Origin of the sequence: Pseudomonas shirazensis (assembly GCF_014268785.2) — a bacterium.
Lineage (GTDB): Bacteria > Pseudomonadota > Gammaproteobacteria > Pseudomonadales > Pseudomonadaceae > Aquipseudomonas > Aquipseudomonas shirazensis.
In genome coordinates, this window is the sequence record NZ_JABWRD020000003.1 from 596,419 (window position 1) to 611,042 (window position 14,624).

A 14,624-nucleotide genomic window follows, 5' to 3' on the forward strand; every position below is an offset into this window, starting at 1 on the left:
TTTTAGGTACAGGTGCGCTCGTCTCCGAGCGTGCCATTCTGCAATAAATAGCGAGCTAGGACGAGTACGTCAGTGGTATCTGAATGGATTTCTTACCTGTTCGCACGTCCAGTGTTGGCACCGAAAGCTCAGCCGCTTAATGTTCGTGGCACCCAGAGCAGCAGGCCAGCCTCCACGGCATCATGGTGATTCGTCGATGGTGTGGGAACAGTGCCCAAATAGGGCCAATATGCTGGCCCGATGAGGCCGAAGTAGATATGGTTCGCCTGTTTTCCGCAGGCAAAGCTATCGCTTCGCTACAGATATCCGCTGATCCCTATGTGGCGCCGGTGGCCTGGACTTTTCCTGAGCGCGCACAAGACGACGCCTGCTTACTTACTTATTACCCAGCTAGGATTGCCAATGGCTATCAAGAAATCCGATCTTTACTCCTCCCTCTGGGCCTCGTGTGACGAGCTGCGCGGTGGGATGGATGCCAGCCAGTACAAGGACTACGTCCTGTTCATGCTGTTCATCAAGTACATCTCCGACAAGTACGGTAACTCGGATGACTTCGCGCCACCGGTCAACATCCCGCCGGGCGCCAGCTTCGAAGACATGATCGCCCTCAAGGGCAAGGCCGACATCGGCGACAAGATCAACACTCAGATCATTCAGCCGCTGATCGATGCCAACGCCCGGCTTGCGCGCAGCGACTTCCCCGACTTCAACGACCCGAACAAGCTGGGCGAAGGCGATGCGATGGTGCAGCGCCTTACCAACCTGGTTGCCATCTTCGAAAAGCCCGACTTGGATTTCTCTAAAAATCGCGCCGAGAACGATGACATTCTCGGCGACGCCTACGAATATCTGATGCGTCATTTCGCCAGCGAAAGCGGCAAGAGCAAGGGGCAGTTCTACACCCCATCGGAAGTCAGTCGCGTTATTGCCCAAGTCATCGGTATCGGCCCGGCCAATGCCGTGGCCAAGACGAGTGTCTATGACCCGACTTGCGGCTCAGGTTCGCTGTTGCTGAAAGTGGCGGACCAAGCGGGTACGCACATCACCCTGGAAGGGCAGGAGATGGACGTGACCACCGCCGGTCTCGCTCGCATGAATATGATCCTGCACGACTTCCCGACCGCCAACATTCTGCAGGGCAACACACTGTCCACGCCCAAGTTCAAGGACGGCGAGCAGCTGCGTACTTATGACTATGTAGTGGCCAATCCGCCGTTCTCGGTCAAGAGCTGGAGCGTCGGGCTGACGCCAGCCAATGACCCCTATCAGCGTTTTGCCTGGGGTGAGCCGCCGGCCAAGCAGGGCGACTATGCCTTTTTGCTGCATATCATCCGGTCGATGAAAAGTACCGGCAAAGGCGCCTGCATTCTGCCCCACGGCGTGCTGTTTCGTGGCAATGCCGAGGCAGTGATCCGTGAGCAACTGGTGCGCTCTGGGTACCTCAGAGCCATTATCGGTCTGCCGGCTAACCTGTTTTTCGGCACAGGCATTCCCGCTTGCATCCTGGTGCTGGACAAGGAAAACGCCAGTGCGCGCAAAGGCATTTTCATGATTGATGCCGCGAAGGGCTTTATCAAGGAAGGCCCGAAGAATCGCCTGCGCGATCAGGATGTGCACAAGATCGTCGATACCTTTATCCGGCTGGATGAGAGCGACTCACGCTACGCGCGCATGGTGACCTTCGATGAAATCAGCGATCCGAAGAACGACTTCAACCTTAACCTGCCGCGCTATATCGACAGTACCGAGCCTGAGGACATTCAGGACATCGACGGCCATTTGCGCGGTGGCATTCCCGAGCGTGACATCGACGCCTTTGACCGCTACTGGCAGGTTATGCCTGCATTGCGCTCGGCGTTGTTCAAAGCGGCCAGTCACCCCGGTTATTTTGAGCTTGTCAGCCCTGAGGTGAAGCAGGTCATTTTCGGTCATCCGCAGTTCACGGCCTTCAAGGCTGGCGTGGATAAGCTTTTCAATCAATGGGTGGCGGACAGCGTCCCTCAGTTGAAAAGCTTTGCAGCCAACAGCCACCCCAAGGAGCTGATTGCCACATTGTCAGAAGACCTGCTCAGTGCTTTTGCCGAAGCGCACCTGCTTGACCATTACGACATCTATCAGCACCTGATGGACTACTGGGCCGGGACCATGCAGGACGACTGCTACCTGATCAGCGCCGACGGCTGGAAGGCCGGAGCTCAAGTGCGCGAAATCCTCAAAGTAAAGGATAAGAACAACAAGCTGGGCTGGGCCGAGAAACATGATTACTGCCAAGGCAAGCGCCGATTCAAGTCCGACCTGATTCCGGTCGAGATTCTGATTGCCCGCTATTTCGTGGCCGAGCGTAGCGCCATTGAAGACCTTGAAACCCGACTTGCCTGCGTCGAGCAAAGCATGAGCGAAATGCTTGAGGAGCACAGTGGTGAGGATGGCTCGCTTAGCGAGGTGATCGAGGGCGAGGGTGATAAGCAGAAGGTCACGGCCAAAGCGATCAGGGCACGACAACGCGAGATTGGCATGGATCCGGATTATGAGGATGAATTCAAGATATTGGCCGGATACGACGCGTTGATCGACCAGCAAAGCGCCCTCAAGGCAGATCTCAAAAAGGCTGAGGAAGGCCTCGACAGCAAGATCCACGCTAAGTACCCGCTGCTTAGCGAGGACGAGATCAAAACACTGGTGGTGGACGATAAGTGGGTGGCCACCCTGGCCACTGCTGTACAGGGTGAACTGGACCGCGTGTCCCAGACACTGACCGGACGCATCCGCGAGCTAAGTGAGCGCTACGCGACACCTTTGCCGCAGCTCACCGATGAAGTAGCCATGCTTGCCAGTTGTGTGGAAGAACATCTGAAAAAGATGGGGGCGGTATGGCAATGAAGGCGGGCTATAAGCAAACGGAAGTGGGGGTTATTCCAGATGATTGGGATGTCTCTACGGTCGGAGCAGAATTCGAAATTAAACTCGGCAAGATGCTTGACTCTGAAAAGAACGTCGGTGTATCGAAGCCCTACCTAGGTAATAAATCGGTTCAGTGGGGGCGAATTGACCTCAGTGACCTTCCAACTGTTCCAATGACTCGTGCAGACCTTGAAAAATATCGCCTTCGAGAGGGGGATTTGCTGGTGTGCGAAGGTGGGGATGTTGGTCGTGCCGCGCTCTGGAATTCGCCATTGGAGGAATGTTATTACCAGAAGGCACTTCACCGTCTGCGGCCCCTTCGCGGTTTCGATTCACGGCTCATGGTCGAGTTACTTCGTCATTGGTCTGATCGTGGACTACTCGCGAATTATGTGACTCAGACCAGCATCGCGCATCTTCCCCGTGAGAAATTCATGGGAGTACCTGTGCCCGTTCCTCCCGTCCCAGAACAACGCGCCATCGCGACGGCATTGAGCGATGTGGATGCGCTGCTGAGCGCGTTGGAGCGGCTTCTCGCCAAGAAGCGCGATCTCAAACAGGCTGCCATGCAACAACTTCTCACCGGCCAAACTCGCCTCCCTGGCTTTTATGGTGAGTGGGAGGTGAAACGCCTGGGGGAAATGGGAGAGATCGTGATGGGGCAATCACCAAGCTCCTCTAACTACAATTCGCAAGGCGATGGACTCCCGTTGATCCAAGGAAATGCGGACATTGCAAACCGCAAAACGATCAAGCGTGTATTTACGACCCAAATCACGAAACGAGGACGAGCAGGCGACATACTGATGTCGGTTCGTGCTCCTGTTGGGGAGGTATCGCGTGCGACTTTCGATCTGTGCATCGGGCGCGGTGTTTGTGCAATCCGCTATCCGAATGACTTTCTTTATCATTACCTCATTTTTCTTGAACCGATGTGGGCCAAGCATTCAAAGGGCTCGACTTTTGAATCCGTGAACTCTACTGATGTGAGGGGGGTCGAGATTCAACTGTCGTCCGATCTCCCTGAACAAATCGCCATTGCCGCCGTGCTATCCGATATGGACGCAGAACTGGCCGCTCTTGAGCAGCGCCTGGCCAAAACCCGCACCCTCAAGCAGGGCATGATGCAAGAACTGCTAACCGGAAGAATCCGACTGCTATGACAAACCTGAGCATGGAAGCGATTCAAGCGCAGCAGGCTACTGAACTATCCAGCAAGATCATCAGCGTCTACGAACTGCTCATGGATTCTGCGCTGGATATCCCCCAGTACCAACGCCCCTACAAGTGGACCGGCAAGAACATCAATCAACTGTTCTCCGATATCGCCATCCATAAGGACAAGTCGGCTTACCGCCTGGGGACTATCGTTTTTCACCAGGAAGGCGAGACAAAGAACATCGTCGATGGCCAGCAGCGGACTATCAGCCTGCTGCTGACGGCCCGTGCGCTGATCCAGCGGAACAAAGAAAAGAAACTCGAACGCAAAGACCTGCAGGATCGCTTGCTCAAGCTTGAGCAAGCGATGGTGAACCCAAGCTTTACCAGCGAGATCTCGCAGAAGAACATCCACAGCAATTACCTTGAGGTGGCCCGCATCGTTTCCCGTGCGGACTTTACCGAGGCGCATATCGACTTCTTCCTGAACAATTGCCAGGTCGTGGCAGTCGCGCTTAACGATGTGTCGGAAGCCTTCCAGTTCTTCGACTCGCAGAATGCTCGGGGCCGGGATCTGGAGCCCCATGATCTGCTCAAGGCTTACCATCTGCGTGAGTTCAGCTCGCGTGACGAGCCATTGAAGGCGGCCACCGTGGCGCATTGGGAAAACAGTGACACCGAGGAGCTGGCCACGCTGTTCTCGCAGTACCTGTACCGCATCCGCAATTGGTCGAAAGGGATTTCGGCGCGTTATTTCAGCAAGGATGACGGCGACTTGTTCAAGGGCGTGAACATCGACACCGTGGCCAGCTACCCCTATGTGGAGCAGTTGCGTATCGCCCACCATTTTGTCGATAACTACAACGGGCAGTACGAGCGCAAGATCGACTCGCGCGAGCTTGGTTTTCCCTTCCACCTGGATCAGATCATCATCAATGGTCGGCGCTTCTTTGAGCTGATCAGCCACTACCAGGGCAAAGTGGCGCGGATCAGCGCCGAGTCCTGGAACGGGCATGAGTTGGTGGGGGCGGAAGGGCTCGATGGCTATGCGAAAACCATTATGGATACCCTCAATAGCTACCCGGCAAGAACCCGCACCGGCGATTGCTACGTACGGGCGATGTTCGATTGCCTGCTGATCTATTACATCGACAAGTTCGGCCACGCGGATATCTCCCGGGCCATCGAGAAGATTTTTATCTGGGCCTATAGTCTGCGCCTGCAGATGCAGGTGGTGCAGTTGGCCAGCATGGATAACCACGTACTCAAGAACAACCTGTTCAGGCTGATCAAGGACGCCACTCGCCCTGCTGACTTTATTAACTGCAGCCTGCGGGTATTGAGCGGCATCAATTCAACCAGGACCGATGAGATCAAGGCTCTGTTCAGGGATATGAAATATTATGAGTAGCGAAATCAGCCAGCTTTCCATCAAAGCGCTGCTCAGCGGCAATGTTGAGTACGTGATCCCGATGTATCAGCGTAATTACGCCTGGGAAGAAGGTGAGATCACACAGCTGATTCAGGATGTGATCGACTACTTGCCGAAGGATGGCGGTGAAGCGCGCAATTACTACATTGGCACCTTGGTGGTATTTGAGCGCCCGGACAGCAAAACACCGGTGTTTGAAACCATTGACGGCCAACAGCGCCTGACGACCCTATCGCTGCTGACGTCGTATTTGAAAAACACCCGGAAGGTCGATCTTGCCTGGTATTCGAACCTGAGTATCCACTTCGATAGCCGTGAGCACTCGCGCGCGACCTTTGCGGCCATCTTCGAGGGGGAATTTAACGACGACCCTGCCGAGGTGTTGGCTGAAAAACAGATCAATACCGGTATCCTCAATGGTTACCGGCTCATCCAGAAAGTCCTCCCGCAAAAGCTGAATGAGAACAAGGTTTCGCCACAGCAGTTCGCTGACTACCTGTTTTGCTACGTGCAAATCATGCGGGTGAAAGTGCCGGCGGATACGGACCTGAACCATTACTTCGAGATCATGAACAATCGCGGTGAGCAGTTGGAAAAGCACGAGGTGCTCAAGGCGCGGATGATGGAGCAGCTGAAAGAATGCGAGCAGAGTCAGAACTGTCTGCATGCTGTTTGGAAAGCCTGCGCCAACATGGAGCGCTATGTGCAGATGGGCTTCACGCCCGATCAGCGCAGCAGCCTATTTGGTGAAAAGGATTGGGGGGGCTTTGAGCTTGCAGACTTTGATGCACTTCGGGTTGCTCTGCACCGGACGCAAAAAACGACCACCAGGGAAGGCTGCGCGCTAACCCTTGATCAAATCATTGCCAAAGCACCGCTTGGAGAGGAGCCGAAAGAGACAAGTGATGATGCGCCAGAGCGCTTCAATACGGTGATCAACTTTCCGAACTTCCTGTTGCACGTACTGCGTGTCGATACGCAAACGGACATCCCTTTGGATGACAAACGCCTGCTCGATACCTTTGAAGTCCATGTACTCAAGCAACCGGACCCTGTGGCGGCAGTGAAGCGTTTTACCTTTAGCCTGCTGCGCTGCAAGTATCTGTTTGACCAGTATGTGATCAAGCGCGAGTTCATCAAGGGCGCGGATGGCTGGAGTCTTAAACGCTTTAAATGGAATGACGGCGGCAAGGCTGGCGGAGCGGGTCGCGGTAGTTATGTGAATACGTTCGGCGAAGAAGAAGGCAGTGAAGGCATCAACCGGCGCATCCTGATGCTGCTGTCGGCGTTTCATGTGTCCACGCCAACGCTGGTGTACAAGCACTGGCTGAATGCGGCGCTGCATTACCTGTTTCAGGCCAGGCAGGTTGAGGCTCAGGCCTATCTGCAGCACATGGAGTCGGTAGCCAAGGCGTTTGTCTTTGACCGCTTTCTGGCTGCAGAGAAGGGTTTGGAATACTTTGCGATGATCTATACGAACCGGGGTGTCTGTCAGACACGCCGCGACAGCGTTGCAGCAGAGACGTTTGAGCCCCGGTTGAGGTTCGGCAATATCGAAAACAACCTGGTGTTCAACTTCCTGGACTATCTGCTTTGGCTTGAGCACGGGGCAAGCGAGCGGGTTAAATCCTACGAATTCACCTTCCGTAGTTCGGTGGAGCATTATTACCCGCAGCATCCATTGGACGGACAAGTTCAGCTTGACACTGACACGCTCAACTCGTTCGGCAATCTATGCCTGATCAGCCACAGCAAGAACTCTCGCCTGAGCAATTTCATGCCTTCGGCGAAGAGCGAGTTTTATCTGAAAAACTCCATCGATAGCGTTAAGCAGTACTTGATGATGGAGACCAAGCCTTGGGATGACATCGCCATACGCGCCCATGCCGAGCAAATTAATAATGTGTTGCTCAACAGCCTCACCAGCCAACACGAAACCGAGTAAACCCTGCAGGATGCACCCGATGACTCAACAACCTCGCTCCGAACGTCGCACCCAGAATCGTGTTCTGGCTTTGTTTACGGACAAGACGCGGCCTGATTGTCTCGACTACGACTACCTGGGCGAGTGGAGCAAGCGTGGGCAAAACCGCAACATTGAAATCGAGCTGCTGCAGGCAAACCTGAAGCAGCGCGGCTACTCCGATGCGCAGATATCGGCGGCGGTGCAAAAGCTGATGGCCGCAGCGGATTCCACGGGCATCACCCTGTATCAGGCCAACTTGCGGACCTACCAGTTGCTGCGTTACGGCGTGCCGGTACAGGTCGCCGTTGGGCAGGCCCACGAAACGGTGCATCTGGTTGATTGGGAGCACCCTGAGCGCAATGACTTCGCCATTGCCGAGGAAGTGACCTTACGCGGTGGCCATGAGCGCCGCCCTGATCTGGTGATTTACCTGAACGGTATCGCCATCGGCATGATTGAGCTCAAGCGTAGTTCGGTTGAGGTGGCCGATGGTATTCACCAGCTGATCACCAACCAGGAGGAAATCTTCAACAAGGGTTTCTTCAGTACAGTGCAGTTGGTCTTTGCTGGCAGTGACTCTCAGGGCCTGCGCTACGGCACGGCGACTACCCGCGCCGAATTTTTTGTCGAGTGGAAGGCTTCGACGGAAAAACCAGCGACAGAAGAGCTGAACACTCAGCGCGAGACGCCTGCCCGCTATGACGTGATACTTGGCGCCGAAGCGGCGCAGTCCGGTTATCTGCTGGATGGCCCCTTGGCGCAGATGTGCGAGAAGTCGCGTCTGCTTGATCTGATCCGCAACTTCATTATCTTTGATGCGGGCATCAAGAAGGTGCCACGCCCGCATCAATACGCCGCAGTGAAGGCCGCGCAAGAGCGGGTTCGGCGTCAAGAGGGTGGGGTTATCTGGCATACCCAGGGCAGTGGCAAGAGCATTTTGATGGTGCTGATCGCCAAGTGGTTACTGGAGCACGATCCTGAGGCGCGTATTCTGGTCATCACAGATCGCGATGAGCTGGACAAGCAAATATCCGGGGTCATGCACAATGCTGGGGTAATCGGCAACGATTCGCCCTCGCCACGTATTACCTCTCGTGCCGATCTTGTGCAGAAGCTTTCCGCCACCTCACCGCGCCTGCTCTGTGCGCTGTTGCACAAGTTTGAGCCAGATCTGAGCGTGCCGCCGCCGCCCATGCATGGGCGCTTCTATGTATTCGTGGATGAATGCCACCGCACCCAAGGCGGTGACATGAACAAGCAAATGAAGCAGTGGCTGGCCAATGCCCTGTTTATTGGTTTTACCGGTACACCGCTGCTGCGCAAGGACAAACAGACTACCCGCGATGTGTTCGGCACCTACATCCACACCTACAAATTCCACGAAGCCGTGGCGGATAAGGTGGTGCTGGACCTCAAGTACGAAGCGCGCGACGTACCGCAGCGGTTGACCTCGCAAAAGGCCATCGATGCCTGGTTCGAGCAGAAAACCAAAACATTGAACAACTACCAGAAGTCGATCTTGCGCAAGCGCTGGGCGACCATGGAAGCGCTTATGAGCGCCGGCGAGCGCAAGCAGCGCATCATCGCCAGCATCATTGAGGACTTCAGTCTGAAGCCGCGGCTGAACAACGACCGGGGCACCGCCATTCTGGTGGCAGCCAGCATCTATGATGCCTGTCACTACTTCCGCTTGTTTGAGACCACTTCGTTCGGCCCTTACTGCGGCATCATCACGTCCTATGAACCGAACCCCAGTGCAATTTCTCGCGAGCCGGCACAAAGCGATGAGCGTTACAAGTTCGATACCTACACGCAGTACGTGCTGAAGCCGGGCCAGACCACTACCGCTTATGAAGAAGAAACCAAGCGCCGCTTCATTGAGGAACCGGCCAACCTGAAGCTACTTATCGTGGTCAGCAAGCTGCTGACTGGCTTCGATGCGCCCAGTTGCTCCTACATCTATCTGGATAACGAGTTGCGGGACCACAACCTGTTCCAGGCAATTTGCCGCACCAACCGGCTCGACGGTGATGACAAGGACTTTGGTTATATCGTCGACTTCAAGGAGCTGTTCGGCGATGTACAGGACGCCATTTCGGTGTACACCTCTGATGAGCTGGATGTCGACGCAGGCAGCGGGGGCAGCAACAACGTTGAGCTGAAGAATTGGCTGGTCGAGGGCAAGAATCAGCTGGACGCTGCCCGTGAGGCATTGAGTTATTTGTGCGCCCCCGTGGCTCCGCCGCGTGAGGTTGAACAGTTTATCCACTACTTCTGTGGTGCCGCCGCTAACGCCAATGCGCTGGATGAGACCGAAGCACTGCGGGTGTCCTTCTATAAGATGGTGGCTTCATTTGTGCGGGCGTTTGCCGACTTGGCGCAGAACCTGACCGAAGCCGGTTACTCGGCTACTGAAGCCGGCAGGCTGCAGACTGAAGTGCAGTTCTATGCTGACCTGCGTGAGGCGATAAAGAGACATTCCGGCGAAGAGTTGGATATCAAGCCATTCGAATCGGACATGCGGCATCTGCTCAATACCTATATTCAGGCAGACCCTGCCGATCCGATGAGCACGGTCGATAATTTCTCGCTGGTTGAGCTGATCGTTCAGACTGGCGTTCACGATGCCATCGCCAAAAAGCTCAACGCCAAGGGCACGCTTTCCAAGGGTGCGATTGCCGAAGGCATTATCAACAACGTGCGCAAGACCATTATTCGTGAGAAATTGACGGATCCGAAGTTCTACGAGGGTATGTCGCAGTTGCTTGAGGATCTGATCAAACAGAGTCGTGAAGATGCTGCCGCTTACGAGGAGTTTTTGCGCAAGGCTGAGGCGCTGGTCAAGCAGCTGGCACAGAAGGGACCAGGAAGCTCTCCGGCTGCACTTAACGGCCACCGGGAAGCCACTGTACTGTTCAACAACCTCGACAGCATTGCAACGACCACCTTCCAGTGCCCGAAAGACGAAGGGGCAAAAGTGAAACTGGCTCTGGATCTTGATTTAGCCATGCGCGGTTCGGCACCGGCATCCTGGCGAGGAGACCCTGCACGGGAAGCTCAGGTTCTTAATGCGCTGTTCCCTCTGATGGGACGCGACCGTGTAGCGACTTCGGCAATATTCGAAATTATCAAGAACCAACCGGGCTATTGATGAACGAGATTATTGAGCTGGGCGATATTTCAATTTCAGTGACCAGGAAAGACATCAAGAATGTCCACCTGAGCGTCCACCCGCCGGAGGGGCGGGTAACGTTAGTCGCCCCAACAAACACACGGCTTGAGGTTGCTCGGGCATATGCTATTTCCAGGCTGGGCTGGATTCGCGAGCAGCAGAGCAAACTGGAAACGCAGGCACGTGAGGCACCACGTCAGTTTGTGGAAAGAGAAAGCCACTATGTTTGGGGGCGACGTTACCTGATGGTGGTTAACCACCGGGATGCCAAGCCATCGGTGGTGCTCGACCACAAACGCATCACCTTAACTGTTCGCCCTGGCAGCGATGCGCATAAGCGCGCCGAAGTGATACATGAATGGCAGAAGCTGCAACTGCACGCCGTGGTGCCAGTGTTGATCAGGAAGTGGGAGCGCAAGCTGAAGGTTAAGGTGGCTGGTTATTACCTGCAGCGAATGAAAACAAAATGGGGTAGCTGTAACCATCAAGCAGGGAACATTCGACTGAACACCGAGTTGGTGAAGAAGCCGAAAGACCTGCTTGAGTACGTGATCGTCCACGAGATGGTTCACCTGCTTGAGCCCACCCACAATGAGCGCTTTATCTCCATCCTCGGGGAGCATTTCCCAATCTGGCGCGAGGCTCGCGCCGAGCTGAATGAGTTGCCGCTGGCTGCTGAGGTTTGGAAAGAGTGAGGCTGTACTAGCCCGATTGTAAGTGCGACTGGTGGGCTAGGTTTGGACTCGTCGAGTATCACATCAGCAGCTCTCGGGCTCTCCCTAATCGCTTCCAAAGCAATAGCGCTGTGAGTCGGTAGTAATACCGGGTGGCGTCGGTATTCTCTTTCAGGTGCTGAGTGAGAAACCAGCGCAAATGCTTGAGCTGCCAGGTCCAAGGATTATCTCGTTGCCATCGCTGTTGAATGGCAACTTGCATGGTTCGGGCTTGCCGTAGATGTCGTTGCTGGGTGGCCTTCGAGCCAGTCAGTACGCCGCTCAGGAACAGCGCCATATCGAAGGGCTTGGTCACGCTCGACCTCCAATGTAGGCCGAAACCACATCGATCCGGTTATGCCCAAGCTCAAGGCTGATCTGTTGGCGCGCCAGTTGATCAAGGTCGCGGTCAATGCGATAGCAGTGGCCACGATTGACCGGGGCGGCATGGCCCGTGAGTTGCTCATAACGCTCGCATGCGTAGGCTGCTCGTAGGTCATGGAGCCCCTTCAGCCCGTGTTCATGCAGCGTTTCGCGGGTGGGGAGCACGGTCTTTTGCAGGAATGCGGCGTAGCTTTCGTCGCGGGCCAGCAAGTTGCGGCTTCGGGGCGGCGACGCATCAAGCGCAAATTGGAGCGCCGCGTTAACTTGTTCAGTGGCAATGATCCAACGTGGTGCTGATGCCCCTGAGCGGCCTCCTTTGGTACCGTCCTGAATATTGATGCGGCCTAAGTGCACTGCTTCGCGTTGCAGGCGTGGCAGATCCGCCAGGATCGCTTCACGCAGGCGCATACCCGTTGCGCGGGCCAGCATGACAACGGCCGCTATTCGCTCGTGTTGCTGCTCAACAAGCGAATGAAGCACTCGCTGTACTTCTTGATGGTCTTGGCCATCTGGTGCTCGAGTGCGTACGTTGGAGCGCTGCTGCCCTAGCGCCTGGCTCGGGCTGATGACTCTCACGTCCTTATCACCGCGCAGCGCAGCGATGGTGCGGTTGACGCTGCTCAGACGGTTTTGCGCGGTGGCGATGCACAGTTCGCCTTGCTGGATCTTCTGCCGCAGGTATGCGACGTAGTCCTCCAGCGTCTGTCGATCAATCTGGCGTGCATCGTTGTAACCGGGGCCGTCCTCCGATCGGCACCAGCGCACGAAGGCTTGCCAGCGATCGCTGTGTGCTTTGACGGTGGCGAAGTGGCCGCCGGCAAACAGATCTTCCAGTGCCTGCCGACCGGCGTAGCTCAGTTGGCGACCGTAGCCAAAATTGCGACCATCACGCCGACCGACCAGCGCCATTGTCTTCACCTTGATCGTTGGTTTGTAGGAGCAGCAGCAGGGCTTTCCAGTGGGGGCCGATGGTGTCCAATTGTCCCCAGTGTGCCGGGCGGATGAGGAGGGCATTTTCGCTGTGTTGCAGCAAAGCCCCTTCTTCTTGCAACTGCTCGATAAGCCGAGCGAGGTCGATTGACTCAGATGTTGGAGTGGCGATAGCGGCGACACTGGCGACATCCCCCGCCGCATCTGGATTGGCACGTGGCGACAAAGTGGTGGCAGTGGCGGCGACACACCTTAGCTCGGTCGGCGATCGATGTTGCGCTCGATAGCGGCGCACGGCGTCATTGAGGCGGAACATGGCGCACCTCGAATATGTCCCCTGCATTATTCAGCCAGTTATGGGTAACCAGCTGCAGCAACAACTCGAAGGTGTGCCGTGTGCTTTTACGGGCAAAGCGAGGGCCGTTGCGCGTGAGATCGCGGAGGCGAAATGGTGGCCAGTTCTTCTTAATCAACCAGCGCAGAAGGCAATCCGCCTCCGCGCGAAGCTTATTCAGTGGCTCCTGTTCGGTCAGGCGCTGGTTCTCGGCCAGGTAGTAATCCATCAGCGTAGAGGCGCGCTGAATGTGCACTTCTTCCACGACAGTCGACTCCTCAACCACCGCCATCACACCAGCCATGCGTAGAACGTTCGCGGCGGCTTTACTCGCAGCAGCTTGCACGTTGACCAGCTCGCCGAACTCCCCTGACTCGAATTCAATGGTGTCGTGAATAGCAATCCAGGCCTCCCGGGCGTGGGGGCTTAACTCTAGGATTGCAGGGTTGAGGCCGCCGTCTTTATGCCGTGACCAAGGCTTTTGCATCAGCGCGGCAATGCGCTGGTGGTACAGGTACACTTTTGGATCTCGGGTCAGGTCGATGGCTTTGTACAGCCGTTGTCCAACCAGACGCTCTGGCCAACTGATCAGGCAGCGTCCCAAGATGCCTTGGTCTTTGATATCAGCGTCCTGCAGCAAGCGGTCTGCCAGGCGGGTTGAAGCATCAAGTGCATGCTGAGGCGGCGATCATAGGCACGCAGACTTTCTCCAGTCATCGCGCGCGACCGATCAATCGGGCTACCGTCCCACAGCGTCGACAAGTGAGTGATCGCCTTGATCATGTTGTCCTTGCTCATGGTGCTGCCGCCCAAAAACTGCCCCCCTTCATCGCTGAACAGCCCCATGCTCGGCAAACCATGGCAAAGGCTTTTCACCAGTCCTTCAATGGTTGGCTCGGCAGTGAGCAGTCGTGGCTGGACAGGCTCAGGTTGGGTGTCCAGCGCTGCCTGGGCAGACTTTTTCGAGGCCGGTGACTTCGCGGTGTGGCTCATTGCAGCGCGGTGCGCTTTGAGCTGCTCGCCATAAGCGATCCACTGCTGTCTTTACCAGTCGCGTACTGCCTGCAACGCAACATGATCCACTGCGCTTTTGCGATCACCCGAGCAAGCCACTGTCAGCAAGTACAGCGACAACGGATAGATTCGGCCGTCTAGGTGAACATTGCCGTGCGCCTGGCTCGCCAAAGCTGCCGTGGCCAGAACGGATTGCGCGGCCATGGCGCAGGGCACGCTGATCACATCGGCCATGCGTTCCACGGCAGGCGCCAATAGGTCGCCCAGCGCCGCGACCGGGTAGGGTAGGGGCGTAATCTGCTGTTCCAACAAGGGGCGTGGTGGCCCTTGTACTTCGCGCAGTTGCATAGCCGTCCTCCATAAATTACCGATCTCTCCCTCACGTCATCCCGCCAAGAATGCTGAGTGTTATCAGGAATCAAGGCCCCTGCGACCTGTGAGGAATGTCCTCTTCGCGGGACTGGCGGCTCCTTACGTCCGGGAGCAAGGGCATCTCATGATCTGGCCTCCTGAGCACCGTTACCGGTGGGCGGGTGGAGGCTGCATTGGCTGACGAGACCAGTGCCGCGAGATCCTGAGCCAGGTGCAAGCAGCACTGCGATGACCGGGGCATGCCTGAC

General features: G+C 56.0%; 9 protein-coding genes and 1 pseudogene. 6 read left to right on the forward strand and 4 right to left on the reverse strand.

The genetic code is table 11. The annotated features are described in order from the left end of the window. Positions 1–402: 402 nt before the first annotated feature. From HU736_RS18695 to HU736_RS18720, 6 genes are read left to right on the forward strand one after another with little or no spacing between them, the layout of a single operon-like run. Positions 403–2,880, forward strand: coding sequence for a type I restriction-modification system subunit M (locus HU736_RS18695; RefSeq protein ID WP_186701289.1), 2,478 nt, complete (start codon positions 403–405; stop codon positions 2,878–2,880). Continuing rightward, positions 2,871–4,064 (forward strand): restriction endonuclease subunit S, encoded by a 1,194-nt coding sequence (locus tag HU736_RS18700; protein WP_186701288.1) that lies wholly within the window; start codon positions 2,871–2,873, stop codon positions 4,062–4,064. Before HU736_RS18695 ends, HU736_RS18700 begins: the two co-directional genes overlap by 10 nt. After that, positions 4,061–5,470 carry a DUF262 domain-containing protein gene (locus HU736_RS18705; RefSeq protein ID WP_186701287.1) on the forward strand — a complete coding sequence of 470 codons (1,410 nt, stop codon included), beginning with the start codon at positions 4,061–4,063 and terminating at the stop codon, positions 5,468–5,470. The genes HU736_RS18700 and HU736_RS18705 overlap by 4 nt, the downstream gene beginning before the upstream one ends. Continuing rightward, the gene (locus HU736_RS18710) at positions 5,463–7,436 is read left to right on the forward strand and encodes a GmrSD restriction endonuclease domain-containing protein (protein ID WP_186701286.1); all 1,974 of its coding nucleotides are present in this window, start codon (positions 5,463–5,465) and stop codon (positions 7,434–7,436) included. Before HU736_RS18705 ends, HU736_RS18710 begins: the two co-directional genes overlap by 8 nt. Positions 7,437–7,455: 19 nt before the next feature. Further along, positions 7,456–10,608 (forward strand): type I restriction endonuclease subunit R, encoded by a 3,153-nt coding sequence (locus tag HU736_RS18715; RefSeq protein WP_186701285.1) that lies wholly within the window; start codon positions 7,456–7,458, stop codon positions 10,606–10,608. Beyond that, on the forward strand, positions 10,608–11,324 hold the full coding sequence (locus HU736_RS18720; protein ID WP_186701284.1) for a M48 family metallopeptidase: 717 nt from the start codon (positions 10,608–10,610) through the stop codon (positions 11,322–11,324). The genes HU736_RS18715 and HU736_RS18720 overlap by 1 nt, the downstream gene beginning before the upstream one ends. Before the next feature lie 58 nt (positions 11,325–11,382). Here HU736_RS18720 and HU736_RS18725 read toward each other — a convergent pair whose 3' ends face one another. The 4 genes and pseudogenes from HU736_RS18725 to HU736_RS18740 all read right to left on the reverse strand — a co-directional run bounded on the left by HU736_RS18725 (position 11,383) and on the right by HU736_RS18740 (position 14,352). After that, positions 11,383–11,658: a hypothetical protein gene (locus HU736_RS18725; protein WP_186701283.1), complete on the reverse strand. Its 276-nt coding sequence runs from the start codon at positions 11,656–11,658 to the stop codon at positions 11,383–11,385. Then, on the reverse strand, positions 11,655–12,635 hold the full coding sequence (locus HU736_RS18730; RefSeq protein ID WP_186701282.1) for an integrase domain-containing protein: 981 nt from the start codon (positions 12,633–12,635) through the stop codon (positions 11,655–11,657). The genes HU736_RS18725 and HU736_RS18730 overlap by 4 nt, the downstream gene beginning before the upstream one ends. Then, positions 12,613–12,972 carry a hypothetical protein gene (locus tag HU736_RS18735; RefSeq protein ID WP_186701281.1) on the reverse strand — a complete coding sequence of 120 codons (360 nt, stop codon included), beginning with the start codon at positions 12,970–12,972 and terminating at the stop codon, positions 12,613–12,615. The genes HU736_RS18730 and HU736_RS18735 overlap by 23 nt, the downstream gene beginning before the upstream one ends. Continuing rightward, positions 12,956–14,352: pseudogene (locus tag HU736_RS18740) on the reverse strand (YfjI family protein). Before HU736_RS18740 ends, HU736_RS18735 begins: the two are co-directional and overlap by 17 nt. Between the last annotated feature and the right edge of the window lie 272 nt (positions 14,353–14,624).

What these genes read in the sequence shown, in the direction of transcription:
- HU736_RS18695 (WP_186701289.1), top strand. Translation starts at nt 403, where the DNA reads ATGGCTATCAAGAAATCCGATCTTTACTCCTCCCTCTGGGCCTCGTGT.
- HU736_RS18700 (WP_186701288.1), top strand. Translation starts at nt 2,871, where the DNA reads ATGGCAATGAAGGCGGGCTATAAGCAAACGGAAGTGGGGGTTATTCCA.
- HU736_RS18705 (WP_186701287.1), top strand. Translation starts at nt 4,061, where the DNA reads ATGACAAACCTGAGCATGGAAGCGATTCAAGCGCAGCAGGCTACTGAA.
- HU736_RS18710 (WP_186701286.1), top strand. Translation starts at nt 5,463, where the DNA reads ATGAGTAGCGAAATCAGCCAGCTTTCCATCAAAGCGCTGCTCAGCGGC.
- HU736_RS18715 (WP_186701285.1), top strand. Translation starts at nt 7,456, where the DNA reads ATGACTCAACAACCTCGCTCCGAACGTCGCACCCAGAATCGTGTTCTG.
- HU736_RS18720 (WP_186701284.1), top strand. Translation starts at nt 10,608, where the DNA reads ATGAACGAGATTATTGAGCTGGGCGATATTTCAATTTCAGTGACCAGG.
- HU736_RS18730 (WP_186701282.1), bottom strand. Translation starts at nt 12,635, where the DNA reads ATGGCGCTGGTCGGTCGGCGTGATGGTCGCAATTTTGGCTACGGTCGC.
- HU736_RS18735 (WP_186701281.1), bottom strand. Translation starts at nt 12,972, where the DNA reads ATGTTCCGCCTCAATGACGCCGTGCGCCGCTATCGAGCGCAACATCGA.